The organism is Streptomyces sp. NPDC029164 (assembly GCF_055563995.1).
In genome coordinates this window covers 55,937-75,040 of sequence record NZ_JBVHWW010000033.1, presented here as the reverse complement: position 1 = coordinate 75,040, position 19,104 = coordinate 55,937, and the positions used below count along the sequence as shown (strand labels likewise).

Annotated in this window: 16 protein-coding genes; 6 read left to right on the top strand and 10 right to left on the bottom strand. The window is 73.4% G+C overall.

Translation table 11 applies throughout. From position 1 onward, the window contains the following. The first annotated feature begins 303 nt into the window (after positions 1–303). Complete coding sequence (locus ACZ4VT_RS28440) at positions 304–1,554, top strand: GNAT family N-acetyltransferase (RefSeq protein ID WP_467953882.1); 1,251 nt, start codon at positions 304–306, stop codon at positions 1,552–1,554. A gap of 154 nt (positions 1,555–1,708) precedes the next feature. Beyond that, a complete protein-coding gene (gene idi / locus ACZ4VT_RS28435) occupies positions 1,709–2,308 on the top strand; it encodes an isopentenyl-diphosphate Delta-isomerase (protein WP_467953849.1) in 600 nt (199 codons plus the stop codon). An 80-nt stretch (positions 2,309–2,388) separates the two neighbouring features. Here the strand turns inward: idi and ACZ4VT_RS28430 are convergent, their stop codons facing one another. Beyond that, a complete protein-coding gene (locus ACZ4VT_RS28430; protein ID WP_051837113.1) occupies positions 2,389–2,883 on the bottom strand; it encodes an ATP-binding protein in 495 nt (164 codons plus the stop codon). Positions 2,884–3,013: 130 nt separating this feature from the next. After that, positions 3,014–3,712 carry an HdeD family acid-resistance protein gene (locus ACZ4VT_RS28425; protein WP_467953848.1) on the bottom strand — a complete coding sequence of 233 codons (699 nt, stop codon included), beginning with the start codon at positions 3,710–3,712 and terminating at the stop codon, positions 3,014–3,016. Between the two features lie 76 nt (positions 3,713–3,788). Here ACZ4VT_RS28425 and ACZ4VT_RS28420 point away from each other — a divergent pair, with 76 nt between their 5' ends. Further along, positions 3,789–4,541 carry an enoyl-CoA hydratase/isomerase family protein gene (locus ACZ4VT_RS28420; RefSeq protein ID WP_467953846.1) on the top strand — a complete coding sequence of 251 codons (753 nt, stop codon included), beginning with the start codon at positions 3,789–3,791 and terminating at the stop codon, positions 4,539–4,541. 17 nt (positions 4,542–4,558) lie between these two features. Here ACZ4VT_RS28420 and ACZ4VT_RS28415 read toward each other — a convergent pair whose 3' ends face one another. Both ACZ4VT_RS28415 and ACZ4VT_RS28410 read right to left on the bottom strand, forming a co-directional pair. Next, a complete protein-coding gene (locus ACZ4VT_RS28415) occupies positions 4,559–5,188 on the bottom strand; it encodes a DJ-1/PfpI family protein (RefSeq protein WP_467953844.1) in 630 nt (209 codons plus the stop codon). A 123-nt stretch (positions 5,189–5,311) separates the two neighbouring features. Further along, a complete protein-coding gene (locus ACZ4VT_RS28410; RefSeq protein ID WP_467953843.1) occupies positions 5,312–6,280 on the bottom strand; it encodes a GlxA family transcriptional regulator in 969 nt (322 codons plus the stop codon). Positions 6,281–6,382: 102 nt separating this feature from the next. Between ACZ4VT_RS28410 and ACZ4VT_RS28405 the strand changes: the two genes are divergently transcribed. Beyond that, entirely contained in the window at positions 6,383–8,020 is a 1,638-nt protein-coding gene (locus tag ACZ4VT_RS28405) for an ABC-F family ATP-binding cassette domain-containing protein (protein ID WP_467953841.1), read from the top strand. Between the two features lie 46 nt (positions 8,021–8,066). Here ACZ4VT_RS28405 and ACZ4VT_RS28400 read toward each other — a convergent pair whose 3' ends face one another. The 5 genes from ACZ4VT_RS28400 to ACZ4VT_RS28380 all read right to left on the bottom strand — a co-directional run bounded on the left by ACZ4VT_RS28400 (position 8,067) and on the right by ACZ4VT_RS28380 (position 14,297). Beyond that, positions 8,067–8,858: an SDR family NAD(P)-dependent oxidoreductase gene (locus tag ACZ4VT_RS28400; protein ID WP_467953840.1), complete on the bottom strand. Its 792-nt coding sequence runs from the start codon at positions 8,856–8,858 to the stop codon at positions 8,067–8,069. A gap of 7 nt (positions 8,859–8,865) precedes the next feature. Then, positions 8,866–10,056: an MAB_1171c family putative transporter gene (locus ACZ4VT_RS28395; RefSeq protein WP_467953839.1), complete on the bottom strand. Its 1,191-nt coding sequence runs from the start codon at positions 10,054–10,056 to the stop codon at positions 8,866–8,868. Continuing rightward, positions 10,046–10,546 (bottom strand): hypothetical protein, encoded by a 501-nt coding sequence (locus ACZ4VT_RS28390; protein ID WP_362797927.1) that lies wholly within the window; start codon positions 10,544–10,546, stop codon positions 10,046–10,048. Before ACZ4VT_RS28390 ends, ACZ4VT_RS28395 begins: the two co-directional genes overlap by 11 nt. A 271-nt stretch (positions 10,547–10,817) precedes the next feature. Next, the gene (locus ACZ4VT_RS28385; RefSeq protein ID WP_467953838.1) at positions 10,818–13,349 is read right to left on the bottom strand and encodes a Tex family protein; all 2,532 of its coding nucleotides are present in this window, start codon (positions 13,347–13,349) and stop codon (positions 10,818–10,820) included. Between the two features lie 84 nt (positions 13,350–13,433). Beyond that, positions 13,434–14,297 (bottom strand): SCO6745 family protein, encoded by an 864-nt coding sequence (locus tag ACZ4VT_RS28380; RefSeq protein ID WP_467953836.1) that lies wholly within the window; start codon positions 14,295–14,297, stop codon positions 13,434–13,436. A 242-nt stretch (positions 14,298–14,539) separates the two neighbouring features. Between ACZ4VT_RS28380 and ACZ4VT_RS28375 the strand changes: the two genes are divergently transcribed. Further along, the gene (locus ACZ4VT_RS28375) at positions 14,540–16,186 is read left to right on the top strand and encodes an outer membrane protein assembly factor BamB family protein (RefSeq protein ID WP_467953834.1); all 1,647 of its coding nucleotides are present in this window, start codon (positions 14,540–14,542) and stop codon (positions 16,184–16,186) included. A 386-nt stretch (positions 16,187–16,572) separates the two neighbouring features. After that, positions 16,573–18,105: a M1 family metallopeptidase gene (locus tag ACZ4VT_RS28370; protein ID WP_467953832.1), complete on the top strand. Its 1,533-nt coding sequence runs from the start codon at positions 16,573–16,575 to the stop codon at positions 18,103–18,105. A gap of 6 nt (positions 18,106–18,111) precedes the next feature. On the opposite strand, the gene ACZ4VT_RS28365 is transcribed toward ACZ4VT_RS28370, so the two are convergent. After that, positions 18,112–19,008, bottom strand: coding sequence for an oxygenase MpaB family protein (locus ACZ4VT_RS28365; RefSeq protein WP_467953830.1), 897 nt, complete (start codon positions 19,006–19,008; stop codon positions 18,112–18,114). Positions 19,009–19,104: the final 96 nt, after the last annotated feature.

Genomic DNA, 19,104 nt, shown 5'->3' with positions numbered 1-19,104 from the left:
ACCGCGCGGTACCACAAACGGCCCGGATGTTACGGTGGACACGCCCCTGAACGAGTCGAGTGGAAAGAGGTGGGTTGATGACCGTCGCAGTGGTCGCGGCCATGCGCAGCGAACTCCGGTGCATCCCCATTTCCCGTTTCCTCCGGGCATCCGGCCGGGCCTGATCACAGAGCTGGGCCTCGTCGGCCGGAGCCCCCGTTCCAAGGGTTCACGTTGACCGACAACAACGCCTCCGCCGACGGCGACCTTTCCGCCGGCGGTGACACCTTTACCGGTGACGCCTTCACCGAGGCCTTCTTCGCCGTGCACCGCGGTCTGCCCCGGCAGGCTCCGGGCTCCGACGCGAGCACCCGCCGGCTGCTGTCCCTGTGCGGACCGCTCCCCGAGCGGCCGCGCGTCCTCGACCTGGGCTGCGGTCCGGGCCGCAGCGCCCTGCTGCTCGCCGCCGAGGCGGGCGGTGCCTCCGGCGCCGCGGTGACCGCCGTCGACCTGTACGCCCCCTTCCTCGAAGAGCTCCGCACGGCCGCCGCGGCCCGCGGGCTCACCGGCCGCGTCCGCACCGTCGAGGCGGACATGGGCGCGCTGACGGGCGAGGACTTCGCCGACGGTTCCTTCGACCTCGTGTGGGCGGAGGGCTCCGCCTACATCCTCGGCTTCGACGCCGCGCTCGCGCGGTGGAAGCGGCTGCTCGCCCCGGGCGGCACCCTCGTCCTGACCGAGTGCCAGTGGACGGTGCCCGAGCCGTCCGCGGGCGCCCGCGCCTTCTGGGACCCGCACTACGCGCTGCGCACCACCGCCCGCAATCTCGCGGCCGCCCAGGCCGCCGGGTACCAGGTGCTCGGCGTGCACCACCTGCCCGACTCGGACTGGGCCGAGTACTACGACCCGCTCGCCGAGCGGGTCCGTGCCCTTTCCGGGGCCGGCGCCGACGCCCCCGCGATGGCCGCGGCCCTGGCCGGGACCCGCGAGGAGCTCGACGTACGGGCCCGGCACGGACACGAGTACGGGTACACGGGCTACGTCCTGCGCCCGGTGACGGCCGGGGACGGCGACGCCTGGCCGGCCCGCCCCGAGACCGCGGCCGACGTGGCCGCCGTACGGGAGGTCAACCTGGCGGCCTTCGAGACTCCGCTGGAGGCGGACCTCGTGGACGCGCTGCGCGGGGACGGCGCCTGGCTGCCCGGGCTGTCGTACGTGGCCGAGGCCCCGGACGGGTCGGTGGCGGCGCACGCCCTGCTCACCGCGTGCGAGGTCGACGGGGTACGGGCGCTCGCGCTCGCCCCGGTGGCCGTGGCTCCCGCGTTCCAGCGCTCGGGCGCGGGCAGCGCGGTCGTACGGGCCCTGCTCGCGGCGGCCGCGGAGCGCGGGGAGTCCCTGGTCCTCGTGCTCGGGCACCCGGAGTACTACCCGCGCTTCGGTTTCACGCCGGCGTCGCGCTTCGGGATCCGGGCGCCCTTCGAGGTTCCGGACGAGGCGATGATGGCGCTGGTGCTGGACGATTCCGTTCCGGTTCCGGCGGGAACGATCGGGTACCCGGCCCCGTTCGGGGTCTGACGCCTGCGCGGCGTCAGGCGATGCCGTACGTGATGTGATCCGCCCCCCGTCGCCTAGCACGCGCCGGGGGGCGGACATGCGCGGATCTCCGAAGTGGGGACAAGCCGCTTTTGTACGGCAGACTGAAGGCCGAAGTCCGAAGCGAAGGATGGGTATGCCGACCACACCAGCCACCGCCGCGAACAGCGCGTCCAACGGCACCGGTACTCAAGAACCGATCATGCTCGAACTGGTCGACGAGTCCGGCAACACCATCGGCACGGCGGAGAAACTCTCCGCCCACCAGGCGCCCGGGCAGTTGCACCGGGCGTTCTCGGTGTTCCTCTTCGACGAGCAGGGCCGTCTGCTGCTCCAGCAGCGGGCCCTCGGGAAGTACCACTCCCCCGGCGTCTGGTCGAACACCTGTTGCGGTCACCCCTATCCCGGAGAGTCGCCGTTCGCGGCCGCGGCCCGGCGGACCCACGAGGAGCTGGGGCTGTCGCCCTCGCTGCTCGCGCAGGCGGGGACGGTGCGCTACAACCACCCGGACCCCGCTTCGGGTCTGGTGGAGCAGGAGTTCAATCACCTGTTCGTGGGACTCGCGCAGACCGTCGTGCGGCCGGATCCGGAGGAGGTCGAGGCCACTGCCTTCGTCACCGCCGAGGAGCTGGCCAAGCGGCACGCCGAAGTGCCGTTCTCGGCCTGGTTCATGACCGTGCTGGACGCGGCGCGGCCCGCGATCCGCGAGCTGACCGGCGACGCGGCCGGCTGGTAGTCCGGACGTGCTTCCGCTGGGGCGGTCCTTCCGCAACCGTCCCGCTGTACGCGCCGTACGCCGTCCCGCTCGTCCGCCGCTCAGCCGGCGGCCGGCGGGGTGGCGAGCGGCAGGGCCGCCCAGATGACCTTGCCGCCGGTCGAGGTGTGCTCGACGTCGCAGACCCCGCCGGCCTCCAGCGTCACCTCCCGTACGAGGAGCAGACCCCGGCCGCCGGTCTGGCCGAAGTCGGCCTCCAGCGCCTTGGGCCGGTACGGGTGGTTGTCCTCGACCGCCACCCGCACCCACTCCCGGCCGATCGCGACCTCGACCGCGACCTCCGGCGAGAGCAGGGCGGCGTGCCGGACCGAGTTCGTCACCAGTTCGGAGACGATCAGGAGCAGGGAGTACACGAGGTCCTGATGGGCCGGCACCCCTTGGCGCCCGAGCAGGTCCCGGACCGCCCGGCGGGCCTGCGGAACGGATTCTTCTACCGCGGGCGCCGTGAACCTCCACACGCCCTCGTACGCGAGGGGGTCGGCCGGAGCCTCCGGCTCCCCCTCCCTGGCTGGCGGGACACTCCCGCTGACATCCATCTTCCGTCCCCCGTCTTCACGCTCGATCGTCTCCACGCGTCAAGAGTGGGGAACCGGCTGGTCCGGACCGGACTGCTGACCAGAAGTCAGCGTCAATCGGACACATTCTGACCACTGGCGTATGACAGAGTCAGTTGTTCGACTGTTCCTGATCTTCTGCGGGGCGCTTCGCGGCCGCCTCGCGGGCCCCGTCCGCCGCGGCCGCCTCCCGCGGCTCCTCGTCTTCCCTGACCAAGCCCAGGATGCGGCGGGCTCCCATGCCCAGGGCGATCAGGCTCAGGCCGTCGAACAGGAGGGCGAGGGAGAAGAAGGTTCCGATCACGTACAGACTGTCGCCGGGCCAGTTGGAGAGGATCAGGACCCCCAGCAGGACCCCGAAGGCCCCCTGGACGAGCGCCAGCCCGAAGTTCGAACCGCGCACCACCAGCGCTCCGACCAGCCGGAACAGGCCGCCCGTCAGGAAGAGCAGCGCGGCGAACATGGTCAGCGCCTCGGCGCTCGCCTCGGGACGGCGCAGGATCACGAAGCCGGCCGCGAGGTTGATCGCGGCGACGACGACGGCGAGCCAGAAGTAGTTGCTCTTGCGCGACTGCACGGCCTGCAGCAGGCCCACCACACCGCCGATCAGGAGCAGCCAGCCGAAGAGGAACATCGAGGTGAGCGTGGCGAGGCCGGTGTAGACGAGGCCGACCAGACCGGCCAGCACGAGGATCACCCCGAGCAGCGCCAGCAGCCCGTAACTGCGGTGGAGCTTCTTCTTCTCCCGCTGCGGTTCCCGGCCCGTGGCCGCGGCCCCGGCCCCGGTACGGTCCGCACGGTCTGTGCCCATGGACGCGCCACCTCCTCGCACCCCCGGACGGACTCCCTTGATCATAGGTACGACCGCCCGGGATAGCATCCGGCGCATGGACGCAGCCCTCGACGCCACCCTCCTGCACACGGTCACCGACGGGGTCGCCACCGTCGTCATCTCGCACCCCGCCAAGCGCAACGCCATGACCGCTTCGATGTGGCGGGCGCTCCCGGAGCTGCTGACGGGCCTGGCGGGCGACCCCGCGGTGCGGGCGCTCGTCCTGACCGGTGCCGGACCGACCTTCTGCGCGGGCGCCGACATCTCCTCGCTGACCGGGGACGAGGACCCGCGGGCCCTCGCCGTGACGGCGGAGGAGGCCCTGGCCGCCTTCCCGAAGCCGACGCTGGCGGCGATCCGCGGGTTCTGCGTGGGCGGCGGGAGCCAGCTGGCGGCGGCCTGCGATCTGCGCTTCGCGGAGGAGGGGGCGTCGTTCGGGGTGACCCCGGCGAAGCTGGGCATCGTCTACCCGGCGTCCTCCACCCGCAGGCTCGCCTCCCTGGTCGGCCCCGCCTGGGCCAAGTACCTCCTCTTCTCGGCGGAGTTGACCGGCGCGGACCAGGCGCTGCGCGCCGGGTTCCTCAACGAGCTGCTGCCGGCCGGGCAGCTGGACAAGCGGGTCGCCGAGTTCACCCGGATCCTGGCCTCGCGCTCGCAGCTGACGCAGGCGGCGGCCAAGGAGTTCGCGGACGGCCGGACGGACCGGGACGGACACTGGGACGCCGAGGCGGCGGAGAGCGACGACGCCGCGGAGGGCGTCGCCGCGTTCCTGGAGCGCCGGGCGCCCCGCTTCACCTGGACCCCGTGAGGCGGTGACGCCCCGGGCTACGCCAGGGGGTTGTGCGCCCGCAGCCGGGCGACGAGCTCGGCGGGCGCCTTGTCCGGCGAGCCTGCGTCGTAGGGCGGCCGCGGGTCGTACTCGGTCATCAGCTGGACGGTCTGGGCGAGCTCGTCCCCCGCGATCCTGCCGAGCAGGGTGAGGCCCATGTCGATCCCGGAGGACACCCCGGCCGCGGTGACGTACTTCCCGTCGAAGACCACGCGCTCGCCGGTGGGCTCGACCCCGAGCTTCGGCAGCCGGTCCAGGTACAGCCAGTGGCTGGTGGCCCGCCGGCCGTCGAGCAGGCCGGCGGCGGCCAGCAGCAGGGATCCGGTGCACACGGACGTGGTCCACGTGCTGGTGGCGTCGACGGCCCGCAGCCACTCCAGTACGGCGGGGTTCTCCATCTCCACCTCGGGGTGCGGCCCGCCGGGCACGATCACGATGTCGGGCCGGGTGACCTCGTCGAGCCCCTTGTCGGCGACGAGCGCGAGCGCCCCGTTGTCGGTCCGCACGGGCCCGGGCCGCTCGGAGACGAACACGACCTCGGCGTCGGGGAGCCGCCCGAGCGTGTCGAAGGGCCCGATGGCGTCGAGGGCGGTGAAGCGGTCGTAGAGCAGTACGGCGATCTGCATGGCTCCTCCGGAGCGGTCGATGGGTGCTGCCTAGTCCATAGGTGCGGCCGGCTGTCTGGCCGACTGTCTGTCTGGCTGGCTGGCTGTCTGTCTGGCTGGCCGGCGGGCCGGCCGTCGGTGCGGCTAGCGGGCCCGGGGTGGGCCGAAGCGGCGGCGGTACTCCGTCGGGGGCTGGCCGAGCGTCTTCACGAAGGCGCGGCGCAGTGCCTCCGGTGTGCCGTACCCACAGGCGCGGGCGACCTGGGCGATGCCCGAGGAGCCCTCCTCCAGCAGGCGCCGGGCGTGCTCCACCCGCACCCGCTCCACGTACCGGCCGGGGGTCACCCCCGTCTCCGTCTGGAAGGCCCGCGCGAAGTGGCGCGGCGAGAGGCGGGCGCGCGCGGCGAGCGCCTCGACGCTGAGGTCGCCGTCCGGGTGCTCGGTGATCCACTGCTGTACGTCCCGCAGCGGCTCCCGCCGGGCGGTCTGGGCCGCCAGCTGCGCGCTGAACTGCGCCTGGTTGCCCGGCCTGTGCAGGAACACCACCAGGTGGCGGGCGATCGCCAGCGCGACGTCCTTCCCGTGGTCCTCCTCCACCAGCGCGAGCGCGAGGTCGATCCCGGCCGTGACCCCGGCCGAGGTGGCCACCGGTCCGTCGCGTACGTAGATGGGGTCGGGCTCCACCGCCACGGCCGGGTAGTCGCGCGCCATCTGCTCGCACACGTACCAGTGCGTCGTCGCCCGCCGCCCGTCCAGCAGTCCGGCCTCCGCCAGCAGCAGCCCGCCCGTGCACACGGACACCAGCCGCTCCGCCCCACCCCCGTGGGCGCGCAGCCAGCCGGTGAGCCGCGGCTCGAAGTCGGCCGTGTACCGGCCCCCGGGCACCAGCAGCGTGGTCCCGGCTCCCGGGCGGGCGCTCTCCAGGTCCCCCTCCGGCACCAGCGTCAGCCCGCTGCTCGTACGGACCGGAGCGCCTCCCGGCGACACCGTGCCGATCCGGTACCCGGCCAGACCCGGGAACCGGGCCACGGCGGCGAACACCTCCACCGGCCCGGTCACGTCCAGGCTCTGCACCCCGTCGTAGAGGACGACGAGCACGTTTCGCGACGACATGACCCCATGGTGTGACGCGGGGCCCGATGGCCGCAATGACGTGCTTCCCACCTATTCAGCCATCCGCGGGACCGCCGTCCGCCCGGATAGGATCGGCACATCATGACTGCAACCCTCGTCGCCAAGAAGCTCACCGCCGCGCACGGTGAGCGCACGCTCTTCGCCGATCTCGACCTCGTCGTCGCCCCCGGCGACGTCATCGGCCTCGTCGGCGTGAACGGCGCCGGGAAGTCCACCCTGCTGCGCCTGCTCGCCGGGCTGGACACCCCCGAGACCGGGGAGCTGCGGCTCTCCCCGCCGACCGCCGCCGTCGGCCACCTCCCGCAGGAGCCGGAGCGCCGGCCCGCCGAGTCGGTCCGGGACTTCCTGGCCCGCCGTACGGGTGTGGCCGCCGCGCAGGCGGAACTGGACACGGCGACGCAGGGGCTGGTGGACGGGACGCCGGGCGCGGACGACGCGTACGCGACCGCGCTGGACCGGTGGCTGGACCTCGGCGGCGCCGATCTCGACGAGCGGGCCGAGGAGGTCGCCGCCGAGCTCGGCCTCATGGTGGGTCTGGACCTGCCCATGACGGCGCTCTCGGGCGGCCAGGCGGCCCGCGCGGGTCTGGCCTCGCTGCTGCTGTCCCGCTACGACGTCTTCCTCCTCGACGAGCCCACCAACGACCTGGACCTGGACGGCCTGGAGCGGCTGGAGCGGTTCGTGAAGGGGCTGCGCGCGGGCACGGTCGTCATCAGCCACGACCGCGAGTTCCTGACCCGGACGGTCACCAAGGTGCTCGAACTCGACCTGGCCCAGCAGCAGATCAACCTCTACGGCGGCGGCTACGACGCGTACCTGGAGGAGCGCGAGCGCGCCCGCGACCACGCGCGCGAGGAGTTCGAGGAGTACGCGGGCAAGAAGTCGGCCCTGGAGGGCCGCGCCCAGATGCAGCGCAACTGGATGGACAAGGGCGTGCGCAACGCCCGCCGCAAGGCCTCGGACAACGACAAGATCGGCAAGAACCTGCGCGGCGAGTCCAGCGAGAAGCAGGCCGCCAAGGCCCGCCAGACGCAGCGGGCCATCGAGCGGCTGGAGGTCGTGGACGAGCCCCGCAAGGAGTGGGAGCTGCGGATGGAGATCGCGGCGGCGCCGCGCTCCGGTTCGGTGGTGGCCACGCTGCGCGAAGCGGCCGTCAAGCGGGGCGACTTCGCCTTCGGGCCGGCCAGCCTGCAGATCGACTGGGCGGACCGGGTGGCGATCACCGGGGCCAACGGCGCCGGCAAGTCCACCCTCCTCGCCGTCCTGCTGGGCCGGCTGGCCCCGGACTCGGGCTCCGCGACCCTCGGCTCCGGCGTCCTCGTCGGCGAGGTGGACCAGGCCCGCGGCCTGTTCCTCGGCGACGAACCGCTGCTGGAGGCCTTCTGCGCGGCGGTCCCGGAGACGGAGCCGGCCGAAGTGCGCACCCTGCTGGCCAAGTTCGGTCTCAAGGCGGCCCACGTACTGCGCCCGGCGGCCACCCTCTCCCCGGGCGAGCGCACCCGGGCCGCGCTGGCGCTGCTCCAGGGCCGCGGGGTGAACCTGCTGGTCCTGGACGAGCCCACCAACCACCTCGACCTCCCGGCGATCGAGCAGCTGGAGTCCGCCCTCGACGCCTACGAGGGCACCCTCCTGCTGGTCACCCACGACCGCCGCATGCTCGACGCGGTCTCGGTGACCCGCCGCCTCCGGGTCGAGGACGGCAAGGTCACCGAGCTCTAGCCGGGTGCCCGCGGACCCGGTCCGCGGGCTGGGTCGTGCGCCCGGGTCACGCGTCCGGGTCGGCCGGGGGGCGGCGGTTGCGGGCCAGTTTCCGGGCCACGAAGGCGCGGGGGAGGTGGCGGGCCGCCAGGGCGTACGCCTGGTAGCGGCGGCCGGTGATGCTGACCGGGCGGCGCAGGGCGAGGTCCTTCAGGGCCTGGGCGACCACGGCCTCCGGTTCCAGCCAGACCGCTTCGCGCAGCGCGCTGACGTCCATGCCGGCGCGCTCCTGGAACTCGGTGCGGGTGAAGCCCGGGACCACGGCCAGCACCCGGACCCCGTACGGCGCCATGTCCACCCGGAGCGACTCGCTGAACGCGGTGATCCAGGCCTTGGCGGCCCCGTACGTGCCGGTCGGCAGGAGCCCCGCCACCGAGGAGACGTTGAGGACCGCGCCCCGGCGGCGTTCGCGCAGGCCCGGCAGGACGGCGTGGGTGAGCCGGAGCGGGACCTTCACGAGCAGGTCGAGCATCCGCTCCTCATCCTCGACCGGGCTGTACGGGAAGGGCGCGGGCAGTCCGAAGCCCGCGTTGTTGACCAGCATGTCCACGGGCCGGGACCGGTCGGCGAGCCGCTCGGCGACCGCCGCGCAGTCCCCCGCGTCCAGCAGGTCGGCGGGCAGCACCTCGCACTCGGTGCCGTACTCGCGGCCCAGTCGCGCGGCGACGGCTTCGAGCCGGTCCTTGTCGCGGGCCACGAGGACCAGGTCGCAGCCCTTGGCCGCGAAGCCGCGGGCGAAGGCCGCGCCCAGTCCGGCGCTGGCCCCGGTGATCAGTACGGTGGTTCCTGCGGTCGTCAAGACGGGTTCACTTCCTTGTGCTGACAGACGTGGCGCCGGCGGGGGAGACGTAGGCCTGGGCCACGTCGACGAGGAACCGGGCCTCGTCCGCAAGGTCCCCGCCCTCCTGCGAGGTGTGGATCGAGGCGGGCAGCTCCAGCGCGGCGGCCTCGCCAGGCCGCCCGGGCAGTCCGTCGAGCTTCGCCTGCCGCGCCTCCTTCAGTACGCGGGCCAGCGCGGCCGCGGTGCGCCGCTGCTCGGGGACCCCCTGTCCGGCGGCCTGGCCGCGGGCCCGCTCCAGCGCGCCCGGGGCCGCGTACTCCCCCAGGATCAGGATCGCGTCGCGCGTCTCGATGACCTTGCGGTACACCAGCAGGTTGCGCGGGACCGGCGGCCACAGCAGCTCCACCACCCGGCCGGCGCGCGGCTTGTTGAGGGCCACGTGCGGGACGGCTTCGACCAGGTCGCGCCAGAGCGGCCACAGCCGCCAGGCGGTGGCGGTGTCGGCGGCGGTGCGGCGGAGCGTGAACAGGGTGGGCACGAGGATCGCGGCGGCGCGCAGCAGACCGTGCAGGTTCATCAGCAGCGGGAGGGCGGGCATCGCCCACGTGCTGCCGAACAGGGCCTTGAGCAGGTACGCCAGCCAGAACAGTCCGGCGAGCGCGGTGCCGAGGCCGAACAGGCGCAGTCCGGCGGCAAGGCCCCGGCTCTCGGTGCGCCGGCTGTAGCGCCAGCACAGGGCCACGCAGACGGTGTTGGCGATGACGTGCGCGCAGATCAGCACCAGCCAGTACGCGAGGGAGGGCACCGGGTCGCCGACCGGCGGCATGGTGTGCGTGCCGTGGCCGGGCGCGGCCGCGTCCAGGGCCAGGAGCGCGCCCAGCCAGGCCAGCGTGGCGATCCAGGAGGCGAGTTGGAGCCTGCGGCCGCGGGTGGCGGCGGCGACGAAGTAGAGCACGGCGCCCGCCGACAGGACACCGATGAGGTTGCGGACGAGGCCGATGGTGTGGGCGTAGCCGGCGCCGCGGCTCATCGCGTAGCTCACCACGTCCGGGAGGTTCAGCGTCATCGCGGCGGCGGCGGTGGCGACGGCCAGCCACAGGCCGCGCTGCTGGGGGGAGCGCAGGGCGCCGGGGGCGCGGAGCAGGACGGCGGCCCACAGGCACACCACGCTGGGGACGGCGAGCCAGTCGCCGAAGGCCGTGAGGTCAGCTGCCATCGTTGCCCCACTCGTAGCCCATCGCCGACTCCAGCCGGGCCAGAGTGCCGCGGTCCCGGTCGGCCGGGCGCGGGCCGGCGTTCGCCGTGCGGATGCGGATCATGCTGGCGAGCATCTCCGCCTCCTGTTCCTGGCGGGTGGTGTAGTTGGTGCGCCCGAGCACGGTGGGAACCTCGCCGTCGGTCTCCTCGCCCTCCAGCGAGTTGTGCCCGAAGAGGATGTGGCCGAGCTCGTGGAGGACGATGTGCTCCCGGTGCAGCGGGGTGGTCTGCGCCTCGTAGAAGACGTAGTCGACGCTGACCGTGCCCACCCACAGTCCGCAGATCCCGGACTCCGCCGCCTCCTTCGGGAGCGGGTGGAGCCGGATGGGGCGGCCCCGCTGCTCGGCTATCCGGTTGCACAGCACGTCGAGGGAGAAGGGGTGGGTCAGATCCAGATGGCCGAGAATGTTCTCGCACCGTTTACGAATGCTGAGTTGCCGGTGGGACATGTGATCCCTCTTCGGACCCTTTCCGGGGCAGCGTCGGTAGGTGTGTGTGGGCATGGGCATGACGTCCTGTGCCTTCAAGGCGGCCTCGGGGAATGCGGTCCTGAGGGGGAAACACGGAAGCCCGTCCGCCTGATGACGAACGGGCGTTCCACCATGCCTACAGATCTTGTACGCGTGTTGGCAAGGCAAGTCCCCAGGTGGGGAACCTATTCGGCCACTGCGTACGAGGACCCTGACGCGCCGGGTGGCTGCAAGCCGCCCTTGACGGTGCCTACCGCTTGCGGCGCTCCTCGGGAGCCGTCAGGCCCGCGCGGCGCAGCGCGTCCGCCATCGCGCTGTTCGCGGGGGCGGGGGCTCCGCCGCCGCCCTGGCGCCGGCCCTGACCGCCCTGGCCCTGGCCTCCCTGACCCTGACCGCCCTGACCCTGACCGCCCTGGCCCTGGCCCTGGCCCTGGCGCCGGCCCTGGCCGCCCTGGCCGCCCTGGCCGCGCTCGCCCTGGTTCCGGCCGCCCGCGCGGGCGCCGCCGTCCCCACTCCGCTGCTGCGGGGGACGGCCGCCGCCGGAGCCACCGCCCCGCCGGTCCTCGCGCTGCCTGGGGGCGCCCGCGCCGCGCTCGGCCCCGGCCTCGTCCTCCAGCCGCAGGGTGAGCGAGATCCGCTTGCGCGGGATGTCCACGTCCATGACCTTCACGCGGACGATGTCGCCCGGCTTGACCACGTCCCGCGGGTCCTTGACGAAGTTCTTCGAGAGCGCCGAGACGTGTGCCAGGCCGTCCTGGTGGACGCCGATGTCGATGAAGGCGCCGAAGGCGGCCACATTGGTGACCACGCCCTCCAGGATCATCCCGGGGGCCAGGTCGCCGATCTTCTCCACGCCCTCCTTGAAGGTGGCCGTCTTGAAGGCGGGACGCGGGTCGCGGCCCGGCTTCTCCAGCTCGCGCAGGATGTCGGTGACCGTGGGCAGGCCGAAGGCCTCGGTGACGAACTGCTCGGGGCGCAGGGAGCGCAGGACGGAGGTGTTGCCGATCAGGGCCGCCACCTCGCCGCCCGCCGTCCTGCCCATGGCCCGCACCACCGGGTACGCCTCGGGGTGCACGGCCGAGCCGTCCAGCGGGTCGTCCCCGCCGCGGATCCGCAGGAAGCCCGCGCACTGCTCGTACGCCTTCGGGCCGAGGCGGGCCACGTCCTTGAGCCCCTTGCGGCTGCGGAAGGGGCCGTTGGCGTCGCGGTGGGCCACGATGTTCTCGGCGAGGCCGCCGCTGATGCCCGACACGCGCGAGAGCAGGGGCGCGGAGGCGGTGTTGACGTCGACGCCGACGCCGTTCACGCAGTCCTCGACGACCGCGTCGAGCGAGCGGGAGAGCTTCATCTCGGACAGGTCGTGCTGGTACTGGCCGACGCCGATCGACTTAGGGTCGATCTTGACCAGCTCGGCGAGCGGGTCCTGCAGGCGGCGGGCGATGGAGACGGCGCCGCGCAGCGACACGTCCATGCCGGGGAGTTCCTGCGAGGCGAAGGCCGAGGCCGAGTACACGGAGGCGCCCGCCTCCGAGACCATCACCTTGGTGAGCCCCAGTTCGGGGTGGCGCGTGATGAGGTCCCCGGCGAGCTTGTCGGTCTCGCGGGAGGCGGTGCCGTTGCCGATGGCGACCAACTCGACCGCGTGTTCCTTCGCGAGGCGGGCCAGCTTGGCGAGGGACTCGTCCCACTTGTTGGCGGGCACGTGCGGGTAGATCACGTCCGTGGCCACGACCTTGCCGGTGGCGTCCACGACGGCGACCTTCACGCCGGTACGGAAGCCCGGGTCCAGGCCGAGCGTGGCCCGGGTGCCGGCGGGCGCCGCGAGCAGCAGGTCGCGCAGGTTGGACGCGAAGACGCGTACGGCCTCGTCCTCGGCGGCCTGGCGCAGCCGCATCCGCAGGTCGATGCCGAGGTGCACCTGGATCTTCGTACGCCAGGCCCAGCGGACCGTGTCGCCCAGCCACTTGTCGCCGGGACGGCCTCGGTCGCCCACGCCGAAGCGGCGGGCGATCATGCCCTCGTACGTGGACGGGCCGGCGGTCGCCGTGTCCTCGGGGGCCTCGGGCTCCAGGTTGAGGTCGAGGACGTCCTCCTTCTCGCCGCGCAGCATGGCGAGGACGCGGTGCGAGGGCAGCGCGGTGAACGGCTCGGCGAAGTCGAAGTAGTCGGCGAACTTGGCGCCCGCCTCCTCCTTGCCCTCGCGGACCTTCGCGGCGAGCCGGCCGCGGCCCCACATGCGCTCGCGCAGTTCACCGATCAGGTCGGCGTCCTCGCCGAACCGCTCGGTGAGGATGGCGCGGGCGCCTTCGAGGGCGGCCGCCGGGTCGGCGACGCCCTTGTCGGCGTCGACGAACGCGGCGGCCGCGGCGGCCGGTTCCACGGACGGGTCGGCCAGCAGGCCGTCCGCGAGCGGCTCCAGCCCTGCCTCGCGGGCGATCTGCGCCTTGGTGCGCCGCTTGGGCTTGAAGGGGAGGTAGATGTCCTCCAGCCGGGCCTTGGTGTCGGCCGCGTTGATCCGGGCCTCCAGCTCGGCGTCGAGCTTGCCCTGCTCCCGCACCGAGTCGAGGATCGCCGCGCGCCGGTCCTCCAGCTCGCGCAAGTACCGCAGCCGCTCCTCGAGGGTGCGCAGCTGGGCGTCGTCGAGCATCTCCGTCGCTTCCTTGCGGTAGCGCGCGATGAACGGCACGGTGGAGCCGCCGTCGAGCAGCTCGACGGCGGCCTTGACCTGCCGCTCCCGTACGCCGAGCTCCTCGGCGATCCTGCCTTCGATGGACATCGTCACGATCGGGTCCCGCCTGCCTTCGTTTGCACTGGAAGGCTGCCAATTGTGGCAGGTGGCGGTGACGGACGGCGGGAGCCCTGTCCGTCAGCCCTTGCCCATGAGGTCCGCGGGGAAGGCCCCGGCGGTGACGGCCTTGATGACGAGGGCGCCGCCGAGCTCGGTCAGGCGGGCCAGGCCGGCCTCGCCGAGGTGCTCGTAGGGCGCGGCGTCGAGGCGGTCGGTGTCGTGCTCCAGCTGCTCGCGCAGGGCGGCGCCCTTCTCGGTCAGCTCGCCGGCGGCGTCGAGCACGTCGCGCTCGCGCAGCCGGTCGGCCGCGGCGTCCAGGTCGGCCTGCTCCCAGCCACGCATGCCCTTGAGCCACTTCGGGGTCATGCCCTTGCCGGTGGCGGTGTGGCTGACCAGTGCCTCCACCGGGTCCAGGCCCGCCAGGAGCAGGGCGGCGAGGTGGCCGTCGCCGCGGTGCTCGCGCAGCAGGGTGGTGGCGTGCCACAGGCGCAGGTGCGGCTCCTGCGGTACGGGGAGGTCGGCGTGGGCGGCGTAGAGGGTGCGGGCGTGCCGGGTGCAGGCCTCGGTGGCGCGCATCGCCAGGTCGGCGGCCTCGGCGAGTTCGGGCGAGGCTGTGGTCTCGGCTCCGAGGAGCCGGCGCAGGCAGCCGTCGGCGGCCCGCAGCCGGGCGGCCAGGGCCTCCTCGGGGGTGGTGGTGTCCCAGACGGCGGGCAGGTGCCGGGCGACCAGGTCGTGGCGGTAGTTGTAGAAGGTGGCGGTGACCGCGCCCGCCCCGACGGCGCCCATCGCCGCCGACCGGTGGGTCAGGTTGACGGCCACCGGGTCGGTGACGCCCAGGGCGGCGAACTCCTTGGCGATCTCCGGCGAGAAGTAGACGGTGGCGTGCAGCGGGTTGATCGCGGCGTGCCAGCAGCGACGGGCGGCGAGCAAGGGAAAGGTCATGCGCCGCACGCTACCGACTGTTCGGTACGCCGGGTAGGGCGCCGTTCGGTGCTGCGCGTCTCACCCCATGGACACCTCCCCCGCCCCCTCGACCGGCCGGACCGCGGCGACTGAACGCCCCGCTGCGCCTCCGGAGGCGAAACCCGTTTGGTTTCGCGGGTGGCGATCGCGACGATGGACGGCCGCCGTGCCGGTCCGGGACGGCGACCGTCCGTGTGTGCCGCTCCCCGGAGGCTTTCCGTATGACTGCTGTGCCGACGGTCCGGCGCGTGTTCGGCGACGGGCCGTTCGCCGAGATCGGCAGGCCGAGCGCGGCCCTCGCCCATGCCCCGTCGGGACTGATCGCCGTGGGCGGTGACGTGGGCCGGCTGAAGTGGAACGGGCACGGCAGCGGGGACCGGCGGTGGATCGAGCACCGGATCGGCGTGTACGAGCGGGACGGCCTGCGCTGCCGGCACCTCGTGCCGTCCCGCGAAGAGGTGAACTGCCTGGCCTTCCACCCCGTGCTGCCCCTGCTGGCCGTCGGCACCGGTGGGTACGACGGCGGCTGCTTCTTCACGGGCGAACTGCTGCTGGTCCGTCTGGACACCGGCGAGGCCGTGTCCGTACTCCCGTACCCGCGCGAGGTGGTTCGCGTGGAATGGCAGAGCCCGACCGCACTGCGCCTCGCCATGGCGCCCTGCGACGACTGGCGGAACCCGGGCGCGCACCGGCAGGCGCACACGGCCGTGATCGAGCGCCCCGACTGGGCCCGCGTCGGGCACCAGGGCCTCACCGCGGCGGAACTGACCGCCCCGGAAGCGGAGTTCGACCGCGCGGACGCCGGTCCGGGCGCCCGCCGGCTCCTCGGCGGCCTCGCGGCCCGGGCCGGCCGGGAGTGGACCCCGCGGACCCGGGTGGGTGCGGTCGAGGCCCTGTCGGACGGACGGGTCCTGGCGGCGCTGGACGGTGTCCTCGCAGAGGCGTGGCTCCCCTCGGGGGAACGGCAGTGGGCGGTCCCGGACGCGGAAGGCGGCCGGCAGCTGCTCCTCGCCCCGGACCGGGCCCCGGACGCGGCTCCGGACCGGGCCCCTGACGCGGCTTCGGGCGCGTTCCCGGGCCGGGCCTCGGTCTGGGCCAACGCGGAGCGGCTGCGCCCGCCCCACCGCAAGGAGCACCCCGCTCCGCGGGTCGTCCGGCTCTCGGCCGACGACGGCAGCGTCCTGGAGACCGTGCCGGTGGAGCATCCGGTGACCCTCGTGGCCGGCGGTGGCGACCGCACCTTCCTGCGGCCGGTGGAGCAGTACCGGGGCGTTCCGTGGACCCTGCTTCCCGCGGGCCCCGACGGCCCGGTGGACGGCCCGTCGGGCACGGGCTTCCTCCACGACTTTCCGGTCCGCCGCGCCACCCGGCCGTACCTGCTGGTGGGCTTCGACCCCCGCAGGCCGTACCACGACAAGTGGATCACGACCGTCGGCCCGGACGGCACGCTCCGCCGGCTCTTCCCGCACGCGCCTGAGCCCGGAGGGCCGCACGCGAGCGGCCCGGTGGCCGAGATCGGGCGCTCCCTCGTGTACGCGGTCACGTGCCGCCGAAGTGACGAGTCGTACGTCGTGCGGCGCTCCCTGACCGACGGGAGCGTGCTGTGGCGGTACAGGGCCGACTCGCCCGCCACCGCCCTGGACACCGACGGGGAGCTGGTGCACGTCGCCCGGAACGACGGCACCCTGGTGGCGCTGGACGCCGCCGACGGTTCGGTGCGCCGGCGTACGGAGCTGCGGGTCCACGGTCTCCCGACCGTCGCGCTGTCGCTGGTGGTGGCACCCGCGCCCGGCGGCGGGCTGTACGCCGGGACCGCCGACGGACGGATCCTGCACCTCGTCCACACGCCGCCCGCACGCCGTCCCTGAGGGCGAACGCCTTCCTCTGACGCGTCAGGACCCGTTCGTCAGACCGGATTCGGCCGATCCGGCGCGCCCGGGACCACTCCCGGCCGGGCTGCTCCCCGCCCTCGCCGCGCGCCCCCGCCCCGGCCGCCCGCACCCCGGCGGGGGCGGGGCCCGACGGCTGCGCCGCAGGTCATAGGCCCCGGGCGGGTCGCGCCGGGCCGTCGGCGGGGTGCGCCCGGCGCGCGGCTCCCCCGGTGCGCGCCCCGCGGTGTCCGCCCTACCGTGACGGCCGAATGGCGATCGTGTGACAGCAGGGGCCATGGACATGACGTGAGTGATCACGGGTGAATACGGTCGAACCACAAGACCTGGAACCGACCTGCCTCCCCTACCACTTGGAGTCATTCGTGCACCGCAAAGTCATCGCCCCGAGCGTGCTCGCCGCTTCCCTGCTGCTGGTGATCCCGGCGTCGGCGGCGAGTGCCGGTCCGGGTGCCCCGGGTATCGGCGACCCTTATTACCCGGCCAGCGGCAACGGCGGATACGACGTGTCCCACTACGACCTGCGCCTGCGGTACCAGCCCAAGACGGACCTCCTCGAAGGCACCGCCACCCTCCTCGCCACCGCCCAGCAGGACCTGTCCCGCTTCAACCTCGACTTCGGCCTCAAGGTCAGCGAGATCCGCGTCAACGGCGCCAAGGCGAAGTTCGCCACGTCCGGCTCCCACGAGCTGGAGGTCACCCCGGCGAAGCCGCTGGCCCGCAACACCCCGCTGACCGTCGTGGTCAAGTACGCGGGCAAGCCCTCCGAGTTCAAGGTGGACGGCTGGTCGGCCTGGCAGCGCACGCCGGACGGCGGTGTGGCGGCGCAGGAACCCGACTCGGCGGTCTGGTGGTTCCCGAGCAACGACCACCCGCTGGACAAGGCCACCTTCGACGTCTCCGTCAACGTCCCCGACGGCACCCAGGCCATCAGCAACGGCGTGCTCCAGTCGCAGACCTCGCGGCTCGGCTGGACCCGGTACAACTGGCGCTCCAACAAGCCGCAGGCCACCTACCTCGCCACCCTCGCCGTCGGCAAGTTCGACATCACCACCGGCACGACGGCGAGCGGGCTGCCGATCGTCAACGCCTACAGCAAGGACCTCGGCGACAACGCGGGCGCGGCGCGCGCGAGCGTGGAGCGCACCGGCGAGGTCACCGAGTGGCTGGAGGGGGTCTTCGGCCCGTACCCCTTCAACGCGCTGGGCGGCTACGTCCCGAACGTGAACGCCGGCTACGCGCTGGAGACCCAGACCCGGCCGTTCTACGGTCCGCGCCAGTTCCAGAACGGCGCCAACGTCTCGGTGGTCGTGCACGAGCTGGCCCACCAGTGGTACGGCGACAGCGTGTCCGTCGAGGGCTGGAAGGACATCTGGATCAACGAGGGCTTCGCCCGCTACAGCCAGTGGCTGTGGTCGGAGAAGGAGGGCGAGGGCACCGCGCAGGAGCTCGCCGACTGGGCCTACGCCCTGCGCCCGGCCGAGGATGCGTTCTGGCAGGTCAAGCCGGGTGACCCGGGTCCGGAGAACCAGTTCCACGGAGCGGTGTACGACCGCGGCGGCATCGCCCTGCAGGCGCTGCGCAACGAGATCGGCGACGAGAAGTTCTTCGAGATCCTCAAGGGCTGGCCGACCGAGCGGGCCTACGGCAACGCCAAGGTCGGGGACTTCGTCCGGTACGCCGAGAAGGTCTCCAAGAAGCCCCTCGCGCAGCTCTTCGAGACCTGGCTCTACACCCCGGGCAAGCCGGCGGCCTCGGCCCTGAACCCGGCGGCCGGCAAGCCGGCGGCCCGCTCACAGCAGGCCGCTCCCGCGAAGCCGGCGAAGCCCGCCGCGGAGCCGAAGTCCTGGAAGAAGATCGCGGAGACGAACACGATCCACGCGCACGACGAGCACTGAGTCCCGTCAGCGGGCGGCGGCGCGCCATCGGGCTCGCGCCGCCCGCGCGATGGGGAGGTACCGCAGCCGCTCGGGCAGCAGCGGTACGAGGAGCCGCAGGGCCGTGCTGAACCCGCGGAGCCTGCGCTCCTGGGCCGGGCTCCACTCCAGTCCGAGGGCGGCCCGCGCCTCGGGCGGCATGTACCCGACGGTGACGAAGGCCCGCAGGTGCAGGAACGCGGCCCGCAGGACGGGCCAGGTGAGCCGCAGCAGCAGGCGTACGGCGAGGGATCCGGACTCGGGCCGCGGCAGCGGCACATCGGTGGCGATCAGCTCGCGGGCGACCTTGGTGGGCTCTATCTCCTCGGCCAGCATCCGGCCCCAGTAGGTCCAGTACTCCTCGATGCTCTGCGGCATGTCCCGGTCGTGGATGCCGAGGATCCGGCCCACCTGCAGCCACTCCCGGTAGAGCTGCCGCTCCTGGGCGGGGGTGAAGCGGCGCAGCAGGTAGCGCCCGGCGTACAGGTAGACGGGGAAGCCGGTGGCGTGCACCCAGGAGTAGCAGGCGGGGTCGAGGGAGTGGTAGCGCCGGCCGCGGGTGTCGGTGCCCTGGATCTCCTTGTGCAGGCGGCGTACCCGGCGGCCCTCCTCGGCGGCTTCCTCCCCGCCGTACACCCACAGCTGGACCGAGCGCAGCGAGCGCTCGCCGCGGCCCCAGGGGTCGGTGCGGAAGACGGAGTACTGGTCGACGCCGGCCCCGATCGCGGGGTGGGCGACCTGCAGGGTGAAGGCGGCGGGCAGCATCAGCAGGGCCCGGACGTCGCCGGCGATGGTCCACAGCACCCCGCCCGGAGGCGGCGGCTCGGGGTCGGTGCGGGGGCGCGCGGGGCCGCTTTCGGACGCGTGGGCTGCCGTTCTTTCCATGTCACCAGTATGCGAGAGCCAGATGGCCCCGCGCCGGACAGAAAGTCGCTGCACGGGTGTTACCCAGAGGTAACCGCGGCTGCTTGGATGACGGAG